Origin of the sequence: Eubacterium ramulus (genome assembly GCF_045002895.1) — a bacterium.
In the GTDB taxonomy this organism is placed as follows: Bacteria; Bacillota; Clostridia; order Lachnospirales; family Lachnospiraceae; genus Eubacterium_I; species Eubacterium_I ramulus.
Window position 1 is genome coordinate 2,952,631 of sequence record NZ_CP173382.1, and the last position, 16,408, is coordinate 2,969,038.

Below are 16,408 nucleotides of genomic sequence, written 5' to 3' on the forward strand. Positions count from 1 at the left end.
TTATCTTACTATTTGTATTAATCATTAAATGCCACAGATGTTATCAGCGAGTGGGGACTCTGTTCTGATGCAGTCTGCGGCATTTTACTTATTCTACCGTAATATATTTTCCATATCCCGGCTCACAATCTACGACACCATCACTCATAACAATGCGACCTCGTACAATTGTCTGAGTTACTTTTCCATGCATTTTACGTCCTACATATGGAATTGTCTGAGTCTTGGTATATACGTTATCATCTTTTGTAATTTCCCATTCTTCATTCATATCCACAACTGTAAAATCTGCATCTGTTCCAACGATGTTAGAACCTTTTCTCGGATATAATCCAAATGTTTTTGCACAATTTTCAGAGGTAATTTCAACCAGACGCTGTAAAGAATAATGTCCTTCATTAACATGACTTACCAGCAAATGACCATAATAGTCTAACATTGCAAACCCTGCACTTGTATGTAATGCATCATCCGGATTGTATTCTTCTGGTTTACATGGCGCATGATCTGATCCCATCATATCAATCGTTCCATCCTGAATGCCTTCCCAAATTTTATCCAAATCCGGTGCTGCATCATGATTAATGTAAATAAATCTCTGATTTTCAATATCCCATATTTCATCAGAAGCATTGATGGCCGGCATGTATTCACAGGATGAAACAATCTTCATTTCCCCTCTTGCTTTAAGCATACGCACAAGATCAATATATCCAGGCATCCAGCAATGCATTGCATACCAATTTAAACCAGCCTTTTTTGCATAATAAGATAACTGATAAGCTGCACCTGTCATTTCCTCATCACTATACCAGAGATGCCGTACATTTCTCAGCGTTACCTCTTTTCCTTCTGCTTTCACTTTTTCAACTGCTGCATCAAAGAAATATTTATCAAATGGATGTACACTACAATATTTACCATTTGCGGCACAATTCTGAAATGCTTCAAAAATTTTATGAGTGTCCAATGTACCTGCTGTCGTGTTATATGGATATGTAGCTACTTTTTCAAAAATCTTAAACCACATCGTTCCGGCATTTGCAATCTGCTCCACATCTTCTGCCGTTCCAAGAGGACTTCCGATCGGATTAAAATCTACGACTGCTTTTTCTTTTCCTGCATTTACCTGCTCCATATAAGCATCCAGTGTAGATGGAACCGGTTTGGTGTTCGGCTGTGGCATGATCATGGTAATTCCGGAATGAGCTGCCGCACAAGTTCCAGTATAAAAATCCTCTTTCTGAGTCAGTCCCGGATCCCTCATATGGCAATGCGGATCAATGAATCCCGGTAAAATATGTTTTCCACTTGCATCTAATACTTTTTCGGCCTCTACCTCAACATCCGGAGCAAGCAATGCCGCAATCTTCTCTCCTTTAATACAAACATTTAATGGATAAAAATTTTTATCCTGATATACTAGACCGTTTTTAATTACTAAATCATACATTTTTATACCTCTCTATTTCCGTTAACTTATTTTTCATTCAGAAAAAGGAGACAGATTCTTCCTCTGCCTCCTTCTCAGCATGAGGAGTATATACTAATATATTTTGGAATAATCCTGTAATTCCAATATTTTTCTCGTTTCTTCCGGTGTTGCAATCTGCTTTCCAAGTTCCTCAATAATATTTTTTGTTCTTATAACAAAATCCATATTATTCTTTGCCTTTACCCCACCAGACAAATATACATTATCTTCCAATCCTACTCTTACATTCGCATTTAGTGCCAGACAACTTAACAATATTGGCAAATGCGCCTTTCCTACACCAAAGGCGCTCCAGCTGCTTCCTTCCGGGAGAAGATTTTTTATATAAACCAGATTGTCTACCGTTGCCGCCATACCATTTTTCATGCCAAGAACTATCTGAAAATGCGGGGGAACATCTATGTATCCTTCATCAATCAACTGTTTTGCCGTATATACCATACCAGTATCCATCACTTCAATCTCTGGCTTGATGTGAAGCTCTTTTGTTCTTGTTCCAAGATCTCTTAAAAATTTTAAACTATTATGAAATACAAAATCATCTTCCACATTCATAGATCCAGCATCCATCGTAGCCATCTCCGGCATCAATTCCACAGGACGAATTCTATCCTCATTTGATACACCAAATCCTCCTGCTGTTGTCATATTAATAACAATATCACATCTCTGACGAATCAATTTCATTGTCTGACGAAACTTTTCATAGTCCATCGTAGCATTTCCTTCATCATCTCTTACATGAAGATGAACTACAGATGCGCCCAGTTTCCAGCACTCATATGTCTCGTTCGCAATTTCTTCCGGGGTTAAAGGAAGTCCCTGACAATGAGCCCGTGTTGTCGATGATCCAGTTGTAGCCACCTGTAAAATAACTTTATTGCTCAATTTATTCATTAAAACTACTCCTCCTGCAATTCCACCATACGTTGAATTGTTTCCGGTATTATAATTTCTGCTTCTGTCTTCTTTTGAACTTCTTCTGCAGATACCCCAGGGGCAAGTGCGCGTAATTGCAATCCATGATCTGTAACATCTAAAATTGCCAATTCCGTAATAATAGTATTTACTTCCTTAAAGCAAGTCAGTGGCATATCACATTTTTTTACAATTTTACTTTTTCCATCCTTAGTTGTATGTTCCATCGCAACAATTACTTTTTTTGCTCCTACACACAAATCCATTGCTCCACCGACTCCCTGCAATGATTTTCCAGGTATAATCCAGTTTGCCATACTGCCATACTGATCCACCTGTAATGCACCGAGTACTGTTACATCCAAATGCCCACCTCTGATTATTCCAAAAGACATTGGACTTTCAAAACATACCGCATCATATGTTTTTGTTGTCGGTCTTGTAGATGCATCTACAAGTGTATAATCATAATGTCCTCGTTCAGCCAGTGGTCCACAACCAATCAGTCCAGCTTCTACATGTGTCATAACCAATTTATCGTCCGGTATATGATTTGCTACATGTGTTGGAATTCCAGCACCAAGGTTTACCAACCATCCATCTTCAAACTCTTCTGCTACATTTTTTGCAATAAATTCTCTGATTTCCTGTTTTTTCATCATGGTAACATTGCCCTCCCTTCCGGAACTGTAACAATGTAATCTACAACCACTCCCGGTAGCATAACCTCATTGTCTTTCATTTCGCCAACCTCAACGACCTGTCCTTCTGGAACTTCCACAATAACTGTTTTACATGCAAATGGCATAACCTGATTTACACTACGGCTTACATGTCGAAACATACAATTTCCCATTTTGTCACATTTTTCTGCTCGAATCATACAAATATCAGCAGTCATTGGAAGTTCCAGAATATAATCTTTTCCAAGAACATTCACTACTTGTTTTCCATCCTGCATAGGCGTTCCAATTCCGGTTGGTGTAAGCACTCCACCTAAACCATATCCCCCTGCACGAATTCTTTCTCCAAATGTTCCCTGAGGCACCACTTCAACTTCCATTCGTCCTTCATTCATAATTCTTCCAATATTGGGATTCGGTGCACAATGCGTTAAAATTAACTTTTTAACTCTATATTCATGTACTAATTTTGCAAATCCTACCTGATATGGATAATCTGGAGGATTCACACCATTCGTTATCAATGTAATATCTTTTACATCCGTTTCATATAACCAGTCATACAACATTGATGGATATCCTGCAGGTCCAAATCCTCCTGTCATATAAGACAGGTTACTTTTGAACAAACTTACGACTGTTTCTTTTGAAACAACCTTATCGTGAGAAAGCTTACTCATAATTACCCCTTTCCTTCTCCAGTATACATACTGTCAAATATGTCTATTTATCCTTTTATCGATATAAATCGAATACATTTGTGTTTAATGATCTTAGTGCTTTTCCAATTATTCCAACATCACTTGAATATAAAATATAAGTAACGCCCATTTCTACATATTTTTTTACAGCTTCTGGGGTATTACAAAGCATCCCCATCATTTTTCCGCCTTTAATTCCCCTACTAATAATGTCTTCGATCACGGCTGCTACTTCCGGATCATTTAATTTCCCTGGTTTTCCCATAGACATGGATAAATCTCCAGGGCCAACAAACAAAACATCTATTTGTGGTATTTCACAAAGTTCTTCCACATGCGGAACCATAGCTATATCTTCTACATGCATTACACATAAACTACTTTCTTTCGCTGTATCCAAAAAGTTCTTTTCTCCATTCCAGAAACCAAAATGAGCAGCTCTCAATGATGGATTTGGACTTCTTGTTCCCTCTGGATAAAATGATGTTTCTACTGCCGCATCTGCCGCATCCTGCACACTTGAAATACTCGGAATCTGCACTCCTGTTGCTCCTGTTTCTAAAGCATGATGAATATGCCACGGTGTACAACTTGGTGGTCTTACAATTGATGCCATATCTGATATTTCACAGGCTCGAACCATATCTTCCATCTCGCTGTAACTATAATTAGAATGTTCACAATCAATTACTACAAAATCCATGCCAGAATATCCTATGATTTCTGCAATTTGAGGACAATAACTTTTCAAGAATGTGCCAAATACAGGCTTTCCTGCCTGCATACGCTGTTTCATTGTTAATCGTCTGCTCACGTTTTTACTCCTTTGCTATCTCTTCTAGTGGTTCCCAATTTGCATGATGTCTGTCACGTACTCGTGGTGTCTCTTTTCTGTCTTCTCTCTTAGGATGGAAAATATCAAAATCTACACAATACATATTGCTCTTTGCTTCCAGATAATGCACAGCTCCTGGTGGTACCACACAAAAACATCCCTGATCCAGTTCATAAGGAACACCGTCAACCCAGAAAACACATTCTCCTTCCGGAATAAATACAATCTGCTCATAATCGTGACTATGTGGTCCTACATCATGCGGCTGTCGAATCTGACAATATTGAATTGTACAATTCGGTGAAGCCTGAATAACCTGCATTCTTCCATTTTGTTTTCCTTCCATGTAATCATGTTCTTTTAAATCATAAAGAATCGGTTTTGCCATTGTAATACCTCCTACTCAATTCCCATAATCTTAGCTGGCACTGTTTTAGCAAGTGATGTCAGCATTTCTTCTGTAAATCCCAGTTTTTCCTGTAATAAATTTAAAAATTTGTATAATCCTGCAACTGGATCCGGCGAAATTTTCTGTCCAAAATCAGAACTTACAAACATCTGTTCAAATGGTACTCCCGCATCTGCGTATCTCTGGAATAAATCCAGTGAATTAAAAAATGTATCATCATCTTTCAGTACCATACCAAATTCACAGGCTGTCATTTCAATATATGCTCCCATCTTTGCCCATTCCGCTACCTTTTCAATCGGTGCATTCACGGTAAAACCCGGATGGTTTACAATGATATTTTTTACTCCAAGTTCAAACGCTTTTGGTAATAAAACATCTGTCTCTTGCCACGAAATGTGTCCAGTAGATAAAACCAGATCTCCTTTTTCTGCAATATACTTCAATACTTCAATGACTTCCGGTAACAATTCTCCATCTTTGCCTATAATGTAAATTGGCTTTTCAAGATCTGTCGTTGTCATATTTCCTGATCCAAGAAATTTTCTTCCTTTGTGATCATCAATATGAAGTTTTGTCGACACTGTCGGCATGTAAACCATTCTGGTTCCCATGTTGTAAGCAGTATCCAATGCCAGTAAGTTAAATCCGCCAACGCTATTATTTAACACAATAGAACTAAATGCACGGCAACCATTTCTTGCAAAATGTTTTTCTACCATCAGACATCCATGTGCAGATGGCATATAATGATCTTTTACTACATAACCTGCATATCCTGCTTCCACTGCCTCCAGCATCATCTCATATGCATCCAGTTTTCGATTCGCCACTGATGGTCCTGTATGTATATGCAAATCATATACTCCATTTAAAAAACTTCTATCCAACATTTTTTTACCTCTCCGGTTGTATATATGGCTTATATTCCATATATATTTTCTTTTTATCTGCGATCAATTGCTTTCCATCTACGCAAAATGCTTTTTTATTTGCTGTTCTGATATCCTCCTGATGCTGCATTTCACCTGCTTCTGTAAAACGATTGTGATCAATTGATTCCTGATCCCACTCAATTTTCAATTCTTCTGAAACAGATAAAATTTTTCCCTTTGCCGCACAAAAAGCACATGACACATTATTTTTTCCTGTCGGAATCAACAAATTACAATGACAGGATGGACATACACCTTTTTCACCTTTATAAAAGCGTTCTTTTTTATCTGTCAATGCATCTGCCACTCTATCTCCAAGCAGTGCTGCACGTTCCATAAGTTCATCATCTAAAAGCACCATGGATGGTGCAGTATTGCCACCGACAATTAATCTGTCTACGACAATACTGCCTTTACAGAGGTTTATTAAGGAGAGGGTTATTAATGGCTCAGTAAGATCAATCCAATCAGAACCTCCAACTGCAATGACTGCTCCTACCTTTTTCTGTTGTTTGCACATGTTTCTGTACTCAAGACCAACACCTAACACCCGATTTAAAAGTGTGATCATATTTCCACTTGGAATCAGATCATATATTGGTGCAGATAAAATAATAGCATCTACATCTTTTACCTGTTCCAGCAACCAGGCCATATCATCTTTGTCTTTCATGATACATTTTCCATCACCACCAGACACAAGACTTCTCATACAGCTTTCACATCCAATACACTGTTCAATATGCAAATCCTGCAAACGGATAATTTGAATTTCACTTCCACATTTTTTCTGAATCTGCATCAGCGCCTGTTTCCCAAGAATTTCATTATTTCCATTTTTTCTTCCTGCACTAAGCAGCAGAGTTTTCATTTATTTTCATCCTCCATATCCTAACAAACGAGGAATCCACAATACTACATTTGGTAAGTAAGCCATCGCGGCAGTTACTGCCAATGCAGCGATTACAAATACCCATATCTGTTTTACAATCTTATTAAAATCAATTTTTCCTACATTTGATGTTACAAAAAGAACCTGTCCAACTGGCGGTGTAATCAGTCCGATAGAAATCATGATAGAGAAGATAATACCAAAATGAACACCATCCATTCCGATGGATATTGCCAGTGGGAATAATACTGGTAAAAATACCAATGTTGCAGAAGCCATATCTAAAACACATCCAATTAACACAAGCAAAACAAGAATAATCAAAATAATAAGATATTTGTTTGATGTTAATGAAGTCAGTGCTGTCATAATCAATCCTGGAATACCATCTTTAGCCATAGACCATGCAATAATATTTCCAAATGCAACAATCAAGAAAATAGCTCCTGTACTAATAGCGGCTCTAAACAACATCTGAGGCAGTTTCTTAATATCAAGTTCTCTATATACCAATCCAGCTACCATAGCAGCAACACAAGCAACTGCTCCTGATTCTGTTGCAGTAAAAATACCTGCTGTAATACCAACAATAATAATTAATGGAACGCATAATGCAGGAATTGCTTTTACAAAAGCTTTTCCAATCTTTTTTAACTCCGGTTTCACACCAGTTCCATTCAATCCCATTTTCTTTGCCTTGTATGCCACAACAATACAATATGCAACAGCAAGTAAAATACCAGGAACAATACCAGCAATAAACATATATTTAATAGATACATCGGTAAGCATACAGTAAAAAACAAACATCGTAGATGGTGGAATAACCGGTCCAAGTACTGCCGCTGCCGAGATTAACGCACCGGAGAAATCTTCTGGATATCCGTCCTTTTTCAATTCAGGTACCAACACTCTACATAATAAAGATGCCTCACCCTGTGCAGATCCGAGAATTGCTGCCAGAATGGCTGATATTACAACCGTACAATATGCCAGACCACCCTTTACATGTCCCAAAATGCTGCGAAGTAAATCTAATAATCTGGTAGTAACACCTCCACCGTTCATTAACTCTCCAGCCAACATAAAAAATGGAATACAGCTCAGGCTGATAATATTTACACCGCCAAACATACGTTGTACACATAAATTAAAAAATGTCGCATCGCCCATTGTAGCAATATGTGCCACACCGAATAATCCCAGTGCAATGGCCAGAGGCGCACCAATAATCAATGCGATTACAAATACAACAATTGCAATTAACATGGCTGACCTCCTTCCAGTTCTACATTACTCTCTTTGATTTTTTTATGAATTATAAAATACTGTTCTATTCCAAAAATAATCATTAAAATCATTCCAATTGGAATTGACGCATAAGGAATTGACATTGAAAATTTTAATCCTGCGGATTTCATAAGATGGATAGCCGGTGATTGAACTACTACAAGGCTATATTTCAAAATCAGAACACAAAGTGCAATAATAATGGTATTTACCACATACTTTAAAATGTTCTGTGTTTTTGTCGGCATTTTTAAAACAACAAGATCAAAACAGGTCAGCGCACCCATACGATATGCTGCAGGACCACCAAGAAATGTCGCATATACTATCATGTAGCGAACCAATTCCTCAGACCATGGCCAGGTCAAATGCAATGCATATCGTCGGATTACTTCGATAAATACAATCAAGACCATGGCAAGCATAAGAAATGCGCAAATCCACATCAATATTTTTGATAAGATATCTAATACTTTCTCAAAGCCTTTCACTTTCTTTCCTCCCTGTCCGGAGAAATCAGGAAAGATTTCTCCAGACACATTTCTTTTCAAACCAATATTTCTTATTACTTCATAGACTGAACTTTCTCAATAAATGCTTTTGCAAGGCCGCTTTTTGCAGCATATTCATCGTACAAACCTGCACATGCTGCTTCAAAATCTTCAGGATCCTGAACTTCATTTATTGCAACACCATTGTCGATACATTTCTGTTTGCTTTCTTCATCAGCTTTTACAATAGTTTCTGTCAGATAAATGTACTCCTGCTCATTCATAACTGCCTGCATCAGATCTGCATAGCCATCTGGTAAATTATCATAAACAGAACTGTTAAAATAGATAAAGCAAGTATACGGATACATACCAATTTCTGAGAAGTTCTTTACGATTTCATAATGGCTCTGACCTGCAAATGTTGCATAATTTACTTCTTCTGCATCAACCACTTTATTCTGTAAAGAAGTATAGATTTCGTTATAAGCTGTTGTAATCGGGTTTGCTCCTACAGCGGCCATACCTTCCTGTAAGATATCTGTAGACGCAGTACGAATTTTTAATCCCTTCATATCGTCAATCGTCTCGATAGGACCTTTTGTACTTGCAAAATGACGAAGTCCTACATCATACTGTCCCACAATTTTCAGACATCCAGTTGCTTCTTCTGCCGCATTTAAAATTGCCTGCCATTCTGGTGTCTGACATGCTTTATATTCCAGCTCATAATCAGTAATCAAAAACGGCATCTGGAAATTAGCAAGATCAGCAGAATATTGTGAAAGAGGTCCGATACCACATGCTCCCGCATCCAGAGTTCCATCCATTACCTGAGGCAATATATCACTATCTGTTCCAACTGATCCATCCGAATAATAATTGAATGTAATTTTTCCGCCAGATAACTCTGTTACTTCTTCCATCCAATTTTCAAAAATAGATGCATCTGTTGCACCTTTTTTTCCTGCGGATGCAAATTCAATTTCTACTGCTTCTGAAAAATCTGTACTGTCTGCTATTTTTTGAGCTTCTTCTTTCAACGATTCTGCAGATACACTATCATAATCGACACTTCTTGAATTGTCTCCTGATGCCTCAACATCTGATGATCCGCTATCTGCTGCTGTTGTCCCTCCGTTTGACGCAGTATTTTCATCTTTTCCACCACATCCTGCCAACATGCCTACTGCCATTGCAGATATTAATAATGCGCTCACAAGTTTCTTTTTCATTTTCCTTCTCCTCCGTTATCTTAATGGTGAATATGTTGTTGGTTGTAGCATTTGTGATTCTCTTCCGTTAATCAATGCATACAATTTAGTGATCTCTTTCTGATACTCCGGATCATTTTCCAGTTCTTTCATCTGATCCATTCTCTGCTGTTCACTGTCAAATCCCCACATAGCAAGAACAGCGTCTGTTTCTCCATAATGTTTCGTAAAATAACCTACCTCGTATGACAAATATTTTTTATAAAGTGGAAGCATTTTCTTTTCCAGTAATTCTAAAACCTCTTGTCTCCTTCCTGGTTTTACATGAAATGTAGTCAAATCAAAGTATCTGAGAGAACCATCCTCTTTTTTCATTAATGGCTTTTCGCTCTTTTCTCCAAATAATGGTGAAAATTTTGTTGGTTCAATTAAAATACTTTCCTGCTGGATAATAGCCTTATCTGCTACTGAGGTAAAATTTTGCTTTACAGGATCCTGTAAAAATCCTTTTCTGCATTCCAACCTGTGCTCATAACTTTTGTAAGCAAAAAACTGAAATGTTCGATTTGCAATACCACTAATTCCTGTCATAATTCCAACCGTTTCACCAAGATGTCTGGAAGTAATTGAAAATCCTTCTTCTTCATAATATTTCAAAAACGGTCTGAATTCGCTTGGATAATAAGTGTAATGACGAATTTCAATAATCACTTTTCATACCCCCTTCGTTTTTTGTTATTTAGATTTTATCATGTAACATATGCAAAAATAAAATGCGCAAAGCAGAAGTCATCATTCATTAATCGCATGGCGTTTTTTTATGTTTTTTCGTCATTTTTACCATCATTGATTTTTTCTATGATTATTGTTATTATGAAAACAAAATATTTTTTGAATTTATGGTATAATTTTTATACATCATGCATATTGCAGTAGATAGAAAGGGTAGATTTTTATGACAAGCCGACAGATTGAATGCTTTTTAGTAGCAGCAGATAAATTAAATTTTACAACTGCAAGTGAAATTTTATTTTTGTCTCAATCAAATATGAGCAGAAATATATCATCTCTCGAAGAAGAACTTGGAATGAAACTGTTTGAAAGGCAAAAAAATAAAGTTCTTCTTACAGAACAGGGTGTAATTATGTATGAAGCCTTCAACCAAATGAATAAATATATTTCTTCCAGAGTAGCATTAGCCAAAAACGGTTCTAATGCCGAACAAGGAAAACTTACATTTGGATTTTTGTACTATATGGACTTGGATAGCTTTATCACAGAATATTTAAATCATTTCAGACAAAAGCATCCAAAAATTGAAGTAGAGTTGATTTCTCTTCCTTTAAAACCTCTTGCACATATTCTGGAATCTGGAGAAGCTGATATAATTATTTCTCACGATTTTAGTTCAAACAGTAATAATAATATTATTTCTTATGAATTAGGAACCTCTCCTCTATATTGTGTATATTCTGACAATCATCCTCTGTCACAAAAAAAAGACCTGTCTATTTCCGATTTTCAGAACCAAACATTTTATTTGGCAGAGACGATTGCTTCTACTGATATCACACATATGGTTCATAAATTTGCATCCTATTATCATCTCGATAATTACAAAATAAAATCCGTATCTTATGATACCAGTCTCTTAAATGTAGGATTAGGAAACGGAATTTCTGTAACAGATGCAATATCCAGTCAAAAAATTCCGAATACATTTCATCTTCTTGAATTGGATTCCACCCAATTTTATACAACCATTATGATGAACTGGTCTAAAAATAACTTTAATCCTGCCATTACCGCTTTTGTTAAAGATACACTTGATATTCAGAATTAATAGATGATAAACATATCTTACAACAATCACTAAAATTAAAAGGTTTATTACATTGTCTATATTTTATGATTTAACTACAAAAACAGGGATGCTACATGAAAAGTCATTCATGTAATATCCCTGTTTTCGTCATTTTTTATCCAATCAATACTTCTTTCCCACAGAACGCAAATCCATACCTCCGTATGCGTTTCTTTGATATTCCTCTGTCCAGAAGTTCTGTCTCATATTTTTTCTCTTTGATCTGCTCCAGCGCATGCTGTACGGTATCCTGCAGGCTTTGTTCTCTTCTTGAATTATACACCTTAAACTCGATAATAATTGCATCATCTGTTTCATTTTTTGGTTCCAGCATAATATCATATCTGCCAAATCCACTTTCCCGGTTTGATGTAATATAATACCGATTCTGAAGGTTTACCATCAATCCGAGTACAAATCCATGATAGAAACGTTCCGGCTCACTTTTGCCTGATGGATGTTTTCCCGTATCAAAAGAACTGAATGTAAGCAACGCCACACGGTTCATATATTCATTCATCGCATCTACGTCTCCAAGAAGTAATGCCTTTACAAAATCATTGTAATCCGATTCTGCAGCGGAAAACCATTGACCAATCATATTTCGAAACATCAGTTTTACTTCTAAATTTGTGATAGATAATTCATACTGTGGCTGGTTTCCTTCCGGAATCTCAGAATATTGCTCGTAGGAAAGCACTTTTAAATAACCACTGGCCAGCAACAGACTCCAGACTGCCCGTTCATTTCCATCCAGCTGATTATATACGATCTGCTCGTCAATGGGTGATTTTATCGATTCTCCACACAGAAGTCTTTCGAATTTTTCCTTGATCTGCCGGTTTCCTTCTCTCAGAAGTTTTCCAATCATACTGTTTGAACTCGTATTTGCCCAGTATGTCGTATATCGCCTTGTATCCAGAAAATTCAGAATAGACCATGGGTTATAAATGTCTGAATGTGTTCCAAACATAAATCCATCATACCAGTGTTTTACCTGCTCGCGCTCTTCTGATAAATGACACTCCTCCAATGCCTCGAACACTTCTTTCTCTGTAAAACCGAATGAGGTCGCATACTCATCAGAAGTCGTAGTAACAACTTTTAAATTATTCAGATCTGAAAAAATAGATTCCTTACTTACCCGCGTAATTCCAGTCATCATAGCACGTTCTAACCATGGATTAAAAGCAGCATTAAACATACTTCTGGAAAATCCTACCAGTTCTTCCCAGTATCCATTCACATACGCTTCCTGCATTGGGGTGTCATACTCGTCCAGCAAGATGATTACTTTTTTCCCATAATAGCGGCACAGATAATCCGATAACTGGTAAAGCGCCAATGATGCATCACTATCATCCATATCTTCAGAAACCCGTTTAAAAAACGCAACATCTGTTTCATACAACAATCCGCTTTCCAGAAGATAAGAATGATCGGCATATAGTTTTGTCAGCAACTAGCAGATTTTTTTTCTCGCCATTTTATAGTCTTTTTCCTTTACATTTGCAAAGGACAGACTGATGACAGGATAGGTTCCCTGAAGTGTCCGATATTTTTCTTCTTTCCAGATATCCAGCTCCTGAAATAAATGCTTATAATCCGCATATTTGACCGAAAAAAACTGCTCCAGCATGCTCATATTTAAGGTCTTTCCAAAACGGCGCGGACGTGTGATCAAGGTAACTGCATCACCGGATTCCCACCATTCCCGGATAAAATCTGTTTTATCAATATAAAAATAATTATTTTCCCGCAATGTATCAAACTGCTGGATGCCGATTGCTATTTTTCGTCCCATACGGATCACCTCTGCCTGTCGTACCACCTCTTTTATACCGGTACAATTCATACATGACTTACTCTATACTCCGATTATACTTTGCCAGCCTGATCTTCGCAAGAACCAAAGCATCATCTTCCCCGGTAAACAAACCTCTTTTTACAGGAAATAATTTTTTTCGCTTTTTTTCAGAAAATGTTTTCCGTGCATACACACAAGCAGAAATACTTCTTTTAGTTTTCCTTATCCCAGATATTTACTGCTATTTTCTATATATCTGCCCGTTCAAGCGGCATACTCATACATCGTGGGCCACCACGTCCTCTGGAAAGCTCCGAACTTGCCATTTCTAGTACCTCGATACCGTGCTGACGCAAAATCTCATTTGTCACATAGTTTCGATCATATACGACAACTTTTCCCGGCTCGATACAAAGGGTATTGGAACCATCGTTCCACTGTTCACGTTCAGAAGCAATCCGGTCTTTGCCACCGCATTTGATCAATGTCACTTTATCCAGTTCCAGATATTTTGCAAGGATATCAGAAAGCATCGCATCGGACTCTGTCACTTTTAACTGCCCCTTCTGATCTCCCGGTTTAATTTCAAAAATACGCAGTGTCTGCATGATGCCCGGATGAATCGTGAATTTGTCATGATCTACCTGCGTACATACCGTATCCAGATGCATGAAAGCACGGACAGACGGAATATCCAGTGCTATAATCGTTTCAATTTCTGATGTCTCATCTGCAAATATATTCTGTGCCAGAAGTTCAATCGCTTCCGGCGTTGTACGCTGGGAAATTCCGATAGCAATGACTTTATTGCTCAGATTCAGAATATCTCCGCCTTCAATGGCAAAATCCATCGTTCTGTCATAGTAAAACGGTACTTTTCCGGCAAAATCCGGATGATATTTTAAAATATATTTTCCGTAAAGTGTCTCTCTTCTTCTGGTCCGGGAATACATGTGATTCAGACTGACACCGTTTCCGATACATGCAAATGGATCTCTCGTAAAATACAGATTCGGAATCGGATCCAGCAAAAACTGACTCTCTTTTTTCACCAGACTTACCAGCGGACAACTCATTTTTACATTTAACTCAGAAGCCCGGATTCCTGACATCGTCTTTAACACAAGTTCCTTTTCGTCTTCAATATTCATCAGATATTCGTATAACTGCTCCCTCACTTTTGTTGCAGAAGCACCACCCTCTGCAATAAACTCCCGAACAAACTGCTCCTTTTTCTCAGGATTTTTCAGCACCTCTGCCGTCAGATCCTCCAGGTATACGACTTCCACCCCCTGTCCCTGCATAATCTCCGCAAACATATCATGCTCGATTTTTGCAGTTTTCAAATAAGGAATATCATCAAATAAAAGCCGTTCCAGATCTTCCGGCACCAGATGCTCCAGTTCCTGACCCGGTCTGTGAAGCATTACTTTTTTCAATTTTCCAATTTCGCTTTTTACATGGATTGCCATTTTACGGCGTCCTCCTTATCCCCTTCATTTATAACATCCATTTCATTTTAGCCTAAAATATAATTTTTTTCACTCTTTTTTATAAAATATTTCACATGCATACATACTGACAGCACCAAGGTACACAGTTCCGAGGAAGGAATCGCAACCCACGCCCCGTTCAGTCCCCATATTCGCGGCAACACGAGTAAAAATATAACGGTAAAAAGCAATGTTCTGCAAAAAGAAATCAGTGCAGATACTTTTCCGTTGGACAGCGCAGTAAAAAATCCGGAAGACGCAATGTTAACTCCACTGAACAGGAAATTTATTGCAAAAATCTGAAATCCTACAGAAGCCAGTTCCCATGTTCCCGGATCCTTTGTAAATATCGAAACGATTGGTTTTGCCAGAAGTGCAGCAACCACAGTGATCACAACAGATGATACCACTACAAAAATAAAAGTTGTCTTATATATCCGTTTCAGCTGAGCTTTATTTTGTGCACCATACTGAAAACCGACAATCGGAGCAATTCCAACAGCGAATCCGAGATGAAAGGAATTAAATAAAAATTCTCCATACAAAATGATCGTGATGGCAGCCACACCATTTGCACCGGCCAGCCGCATCATAACTGAATTAAATAAAAATGTAATAATAGCTGCTGCCAGCTGAGATACCATTTCGGAAGATCCATTATAACATGCATGCAAAAAATCTCTGACATTTACCTGAAATCTTATAAAGCAAAGCCCTTTTTTATTTACGAAAAAGAAAATCAGGCCCGCAATCGCCGGTACCGACTGCCCGATTCCGGTTGCAAGAGCGGCACCACGGATTCCCAGATGGCAATGCACGATCAATACATAATCCAGCACAGCATTTAAAACTCCTGCTAAAATAATCAAAATCAATCCAAGTGTCGGGCGTTCCGCCGTTACCAGATAACTTTGAAACAACGACTGCAGCATGCAGGCAGGGGTAAAAATCACAAGAATCATCAGATAATTTCTGCAATACATCAGCAATTCATCCGTAGCACCAAGCATATAACAAATCCGATTCAAAAAGCTCAGCGTAACCAGCATAATTATCCCACTGACAATTAATGTAATAACGACAAACATGGTAAGTCTTTCTTTGGCTTTTTCCTTTTTTCCTTCACCAAGATATTTACTGATGATCGCATTTCCTCCAGTCGCCATCATCGTTGCAATTGCAATCATAATATTCACAACCGGATACACAATATTAGTTGCAGATAATGCATTACTTCCCACAAAACGTGATACAAACATTCCATCAATGATCGTATACATTGACATAAATATCATCATAATGATGGAAGGTGCTGCAAATCGCAATAATTTTAAAGGAGTAAACTCCTGATTCAAAGACATACTCATAAAAACACCTGCTT

16 protein-coding genes and 1 pseudogene are annotated in these 16,408 nt (G+C 37.7%); 1 reads left to right on the top strand and 16 read right to left on the bottom strand.

Features of this window, described 5'->3' with window-relative positions; genetic code table 11:
* Positions 1-88: 88 nt before the first annotated feature.
* The 12 genes from ACIRUQ_RS13700 to ACIRUQ_RS13755 all read right to left on the bottom strand — a co-directional run bounded on the left by ACIRUQ_RS13700 (position 89) and on the right by ACIRUQ_RS13755 (position 10,520).
* Positions 89-1,453, bottom strand: a complete 1,365-nt coding sequence (locus ACIRUQ_RS13700) for a dihydroorotase family protein (protein ID WP_055290912.1) — start codon at positions 1,451-1,453, stop codon at positions 89-91.
* A gap of 93 nt (positions 1,454-1,546) precedes the next feature.
* The gene (locus ACIRUQ_RS13705) at positions 1,547-2,392 is read right to left on the bottom strand and encodes a 3-keto-5-aminohexanoate cleavage protein (protein WP_055290910.1); all 846 of its coding nucleotides are present in this window, start codon (positions 2,390-2,392) and stop codon (positions 1,547-1,549) included.
* 5 nt (positions 2,393-2,397) lie between these two features.
* Positions 2,398-3,075: a 3-oxoacid CoA-transferase subunit B gene (locus tag ACIRUQ_RS13710; RefSeq protein WP_055290908.1), complete on the bottom strand. Its 678-nt coding sequence runs from the start codon at positions 3,073-3,075 to the stop codon at positions 2,398-2,400.
* Entirely contained in the window at positions 3,072-3,776 is a 705-nt protein-coding gene (locus ACIRUQ_RS13715) for a CoA transferase subunit A (RefSeq protein ID WP_055290906.1), read from the bottom strand. The genes ACIRUQ_RS13710 and ACIRUQ_RS13715 overlap by 4 nt, the downstream gene beginning before the upstream one ends.
* 55 nt (positions 3,777-3,831) lie before the next feature.
* Positions 3,832-4,593, bottom strand: coding sequence for an HpcH/HpaI aldolase/citrate lyase family protein (locus ACIRUQ_RS13720; protein WP_055290904.1), 762 nt, complete (start codon positions 4,591-4,593; stop codon positions 3,832-3,834).
* A gap of 22 nt (positions 4,594-4,615) precedes the next feature.
* On the bottom strand, positions 4,616-5,020 hold the full coding sequence (locus tag ACIRUQ_RS13725; protein ID WP_055290902.1) for a cupin domain-containing protein: 405 nt from the start codon (positions 5,018-5,020) through the stop codon (positions 4,616-4,618).
* 11 nt (positions 5,021-5,031) lie between these two features.
* The gene (locus tag ACIRUQ_RS13730; RefSeq protein WP_055290900.1) at positions 5,032-5,934 is read right to left on the bottom strand and encodes a DUF6282 family protein; all 903 of its coding nucleotides are present in this window, start codon (positions 5,932-5,934) and stop codon (positions 5,032-5,034) included.
* Between the two features lie 4 nt (positions 5,935-5,938).
* On the bottom strand, positions 5,939-6,847 hold the full coding sequence (locus ACIRUQ_RS13735) for an NAD(P)H-dependent oxidoreductase (protein ID WP_055290898.1): 909 nt from the start codon (positions 6,845-6,847) through the stop codon (positions 5,939-5,941).
* A 6-nt stretch (positions 6,848-6,853) separates the two neighbouring features.
* A complete protein-coding gene (locus ACIRUQ_RS13740; protein ID WP_055290896.1) occupies positions 6,854-8,137 on the bottom strand; it encodes a TRAP transporter large permease in 1,284 nt (427 codons plus the stop codon).
* The gene (locus tag ACIRUQ_RS13745; RefSeq protein ID WP_022035907.1) at positions 8,131-8,649 is read right to left on the bottom strand and encodes a TRAP transporter small permease; all 519 of its coding nucleotides are present in this window, start codon (positions 8,647-8,649) and stop codon (positions 8,131-8,133) included. The genes ACIRUQ_RS13740 and ACIRUQ_RS13745 overlap by 7 nt, the downstream gene beginning before the upstream one ends.
* A gap of 74 nt (positions 8,650-8,723) precedes the next feature.
* Complete coding sequence (dctP, locus tag ACIRUQ_RS13750) at positions 8,724-9,884, bottom strand: TRAP transporter substrate-binding protein (RefSeq protein WP_055290891.1); 1,161 nt, start codon at positions 9,882-9,884, stop codon at positions 8,724-8,726.
* 15 nt (positions 9,885-9,899) lie between these two features.
* Positions 9,900-10,520, bottom strand: a complete 621-nt coding sequence (locus tag ACIRUQ_RS13755) for an NIPSNAP family protein (RefSeq protein WP_242853629.1) — start codon at positions 10,518-10,520, stop codon at positions 9,900-9,902.
* Positions 10,521-10,818: 298 nt separating this feature from the next.
* Between ACIRUQ_RS13755 and ACIRUQ_RS13760 the strand changes: the two genes are divergently transcribed.
* A complete protein-coding gene (locus ACIRUQ_RS13760) occupies positions 10,819-11,706 on the top strand; it encodes a LysR family transcriptional regulator (RefSeq protein ID WP_055290887.1) in 888 nt (295 codons plus the stop codon).
* Between the two features lie 136 nt (positions 11,707-11,842).
* Here the strand turns inward: ACIRUQ_RS13760 and ACIRUQ_RS13765 are convergent, their stop codons facing one another.
* The 4 genes and pseudogenes from ACIRUQ_RS13765 to ACIRUQ_RS13780 form a co-directional block, all read right to left on the bottom strand.
* The gene (locus ACIRUQ_RS13765; RefSeq protein WP_404856556.1) at positions 11,843-12,700 is read right to left on the bottom strand and encodes a PD-(D/E)XK nuclease domain-containing protein; all 858 of its coding nucleotides are present in this window, start codon (positions 12,698-12,700) and stop codon (positions 11,843-11,845) included.
* Positions 12,701-12,703: 3 nt separating this feature from the next.
* Positions 12,704-13,582: pseudogene (locus ACIRUQ_RS13770) on the bottom strand (AAA family ATPase); the annotation flags it as partial.
* Between the two features lie 200 nt (positions 13,583-13,782).
* On the bottom strand, positions 13,783-15,006 hold the full coding sequence (gene arcA, locus ACIRUQ_RS13775; protein WP_055290885.1) for an arginine deiminase: 1,224 nt from the start codon (positions 15,004-15,006) through the stop codon (positions 13,783-13,785).
* Between the two features lie 47 nt (positions 15,007-15,053).
* Positions 15,054-16,394: an MATE family efflux transporter gene (locus tag ACIRUQ_RS13780; RefSeq protein WP_055290882.1), complete on the bottom strand. Its 1,341-nt coding sequence runs from the start codon at positions 16,392-16,394 to the stop codon at positions 15,054-15,056.
* Positions 16,395-16,408: the final 14 nt, after the last annotated feature.

What these genes read in the sequence shown, in the direction of transcription:
- ACIRUQ_RS13700 (WP_055290912.1), bottom strand. Translation starts at nt 1,453, where the DNA reads ATGTATGATTTAGTAATTAAAAACGGTCTAGTATATCAGGATAAAAAT.
- ACIRUQ_RS13705 (WP_055290910.1), bottom strand. Translation starts at nt 2,392, where the DNA reads ATGAATAAATTGAGCAATAAAGTTATTTTACAGGTGGCTACAACTGGA.
- ACIRUQ_RS13710 (WP_055290908.1), bottom strand. Translation starts at nt 3,075, where the DNA reads ATGATGAAAAAACAGGAAATCAGAGAATTTATTGCAAAAAATGTAGCA.
- ACIRUQ_RS13715 (WP_055290906.1), bottom strand. Translation starts at nt 3,776, where the DNA reads ATGAGTAAGCTTTCTCACGATAAGGTTGTTTCAAAAGAAACAGTCGTA.
- ACIRUQ_RS13720 (WP_055290904.1), bottom strand. Translation starts at nt 4,593, where the DNA reads ATGAAACAGCGTATGCAGGCAGGAAAGCCTGTATTTGGCACATTCTTG.
- ACIRUQ_RS13725 (WP_055290902.1), bottom strand. Translation starts at nt 5,020, where the DNA reads ATGGCAAAACCGATTCTTTATGATTTAAAAGAACATGATTACATGGAA.
- ACIRUQ_RS13730 (WP_055290900.1), bottom strand. Translation starts at nt 5,934, where the DNA reads ATGTTGGATAGAAGTTTTTTAAATGGAGTATATGATTTGCATATACAT.
- ACIRUQ_RS13735 (WP_055290898.1), bottom strand. Translation starts at nt 6,847, where the DNA reads ATGAAAACTCTGCTGCTTAGTGCAGGAAGAAAAAATGGAAATAATGAA.
- ACIRUQ_RS13740 (WP_055290896.1), bottom strand. Translation starts at nt 8,137, where the DNA reads ATGTTAATTGCAATTGTTGTATTTGTAATCGCATTGATTATTGGTGCG.
- dctP (WP_055290891.1), bottom strand. Translation starts at nt 9,884, where the DNA reads ATGAAAAAGAAACTTGTGAGCGCATTATTAATATCTGCAATGGCAGTA.
- ACIRUQ_RS13760 (WP_055290887.1), top strand. Translation starts at nt 10,819, where the DNA reads ATGACAAGCCGACAGATTGAATGCTTTTTAGTAGCAGCAGATAAATTA.
- ACIRUQ_RS13765 (WP_404856556.1), bottom strand. Translation starts at nt 12,700, where the DNA reads ATGTTTGGAACACATTCAGACATTTATAACCCATGGTCTATTCTGAAT.
- arcA (WP_055290885.1), bottom strand. Translation starts at nt 15,006, where the DNA reads ATGGCAATCCATGTAAAAAGCGAAATTGGAAAATTGAAAAAAGTAATG.
- ACIRUQ_RS13780 (WP_055290882.1), bottom strand. Translation starts at nt 16,394, where the DNA reads ATGAGTATGTCTTTGAATCAGGAGTTTACTCCTTTAAAATTATTGCGA.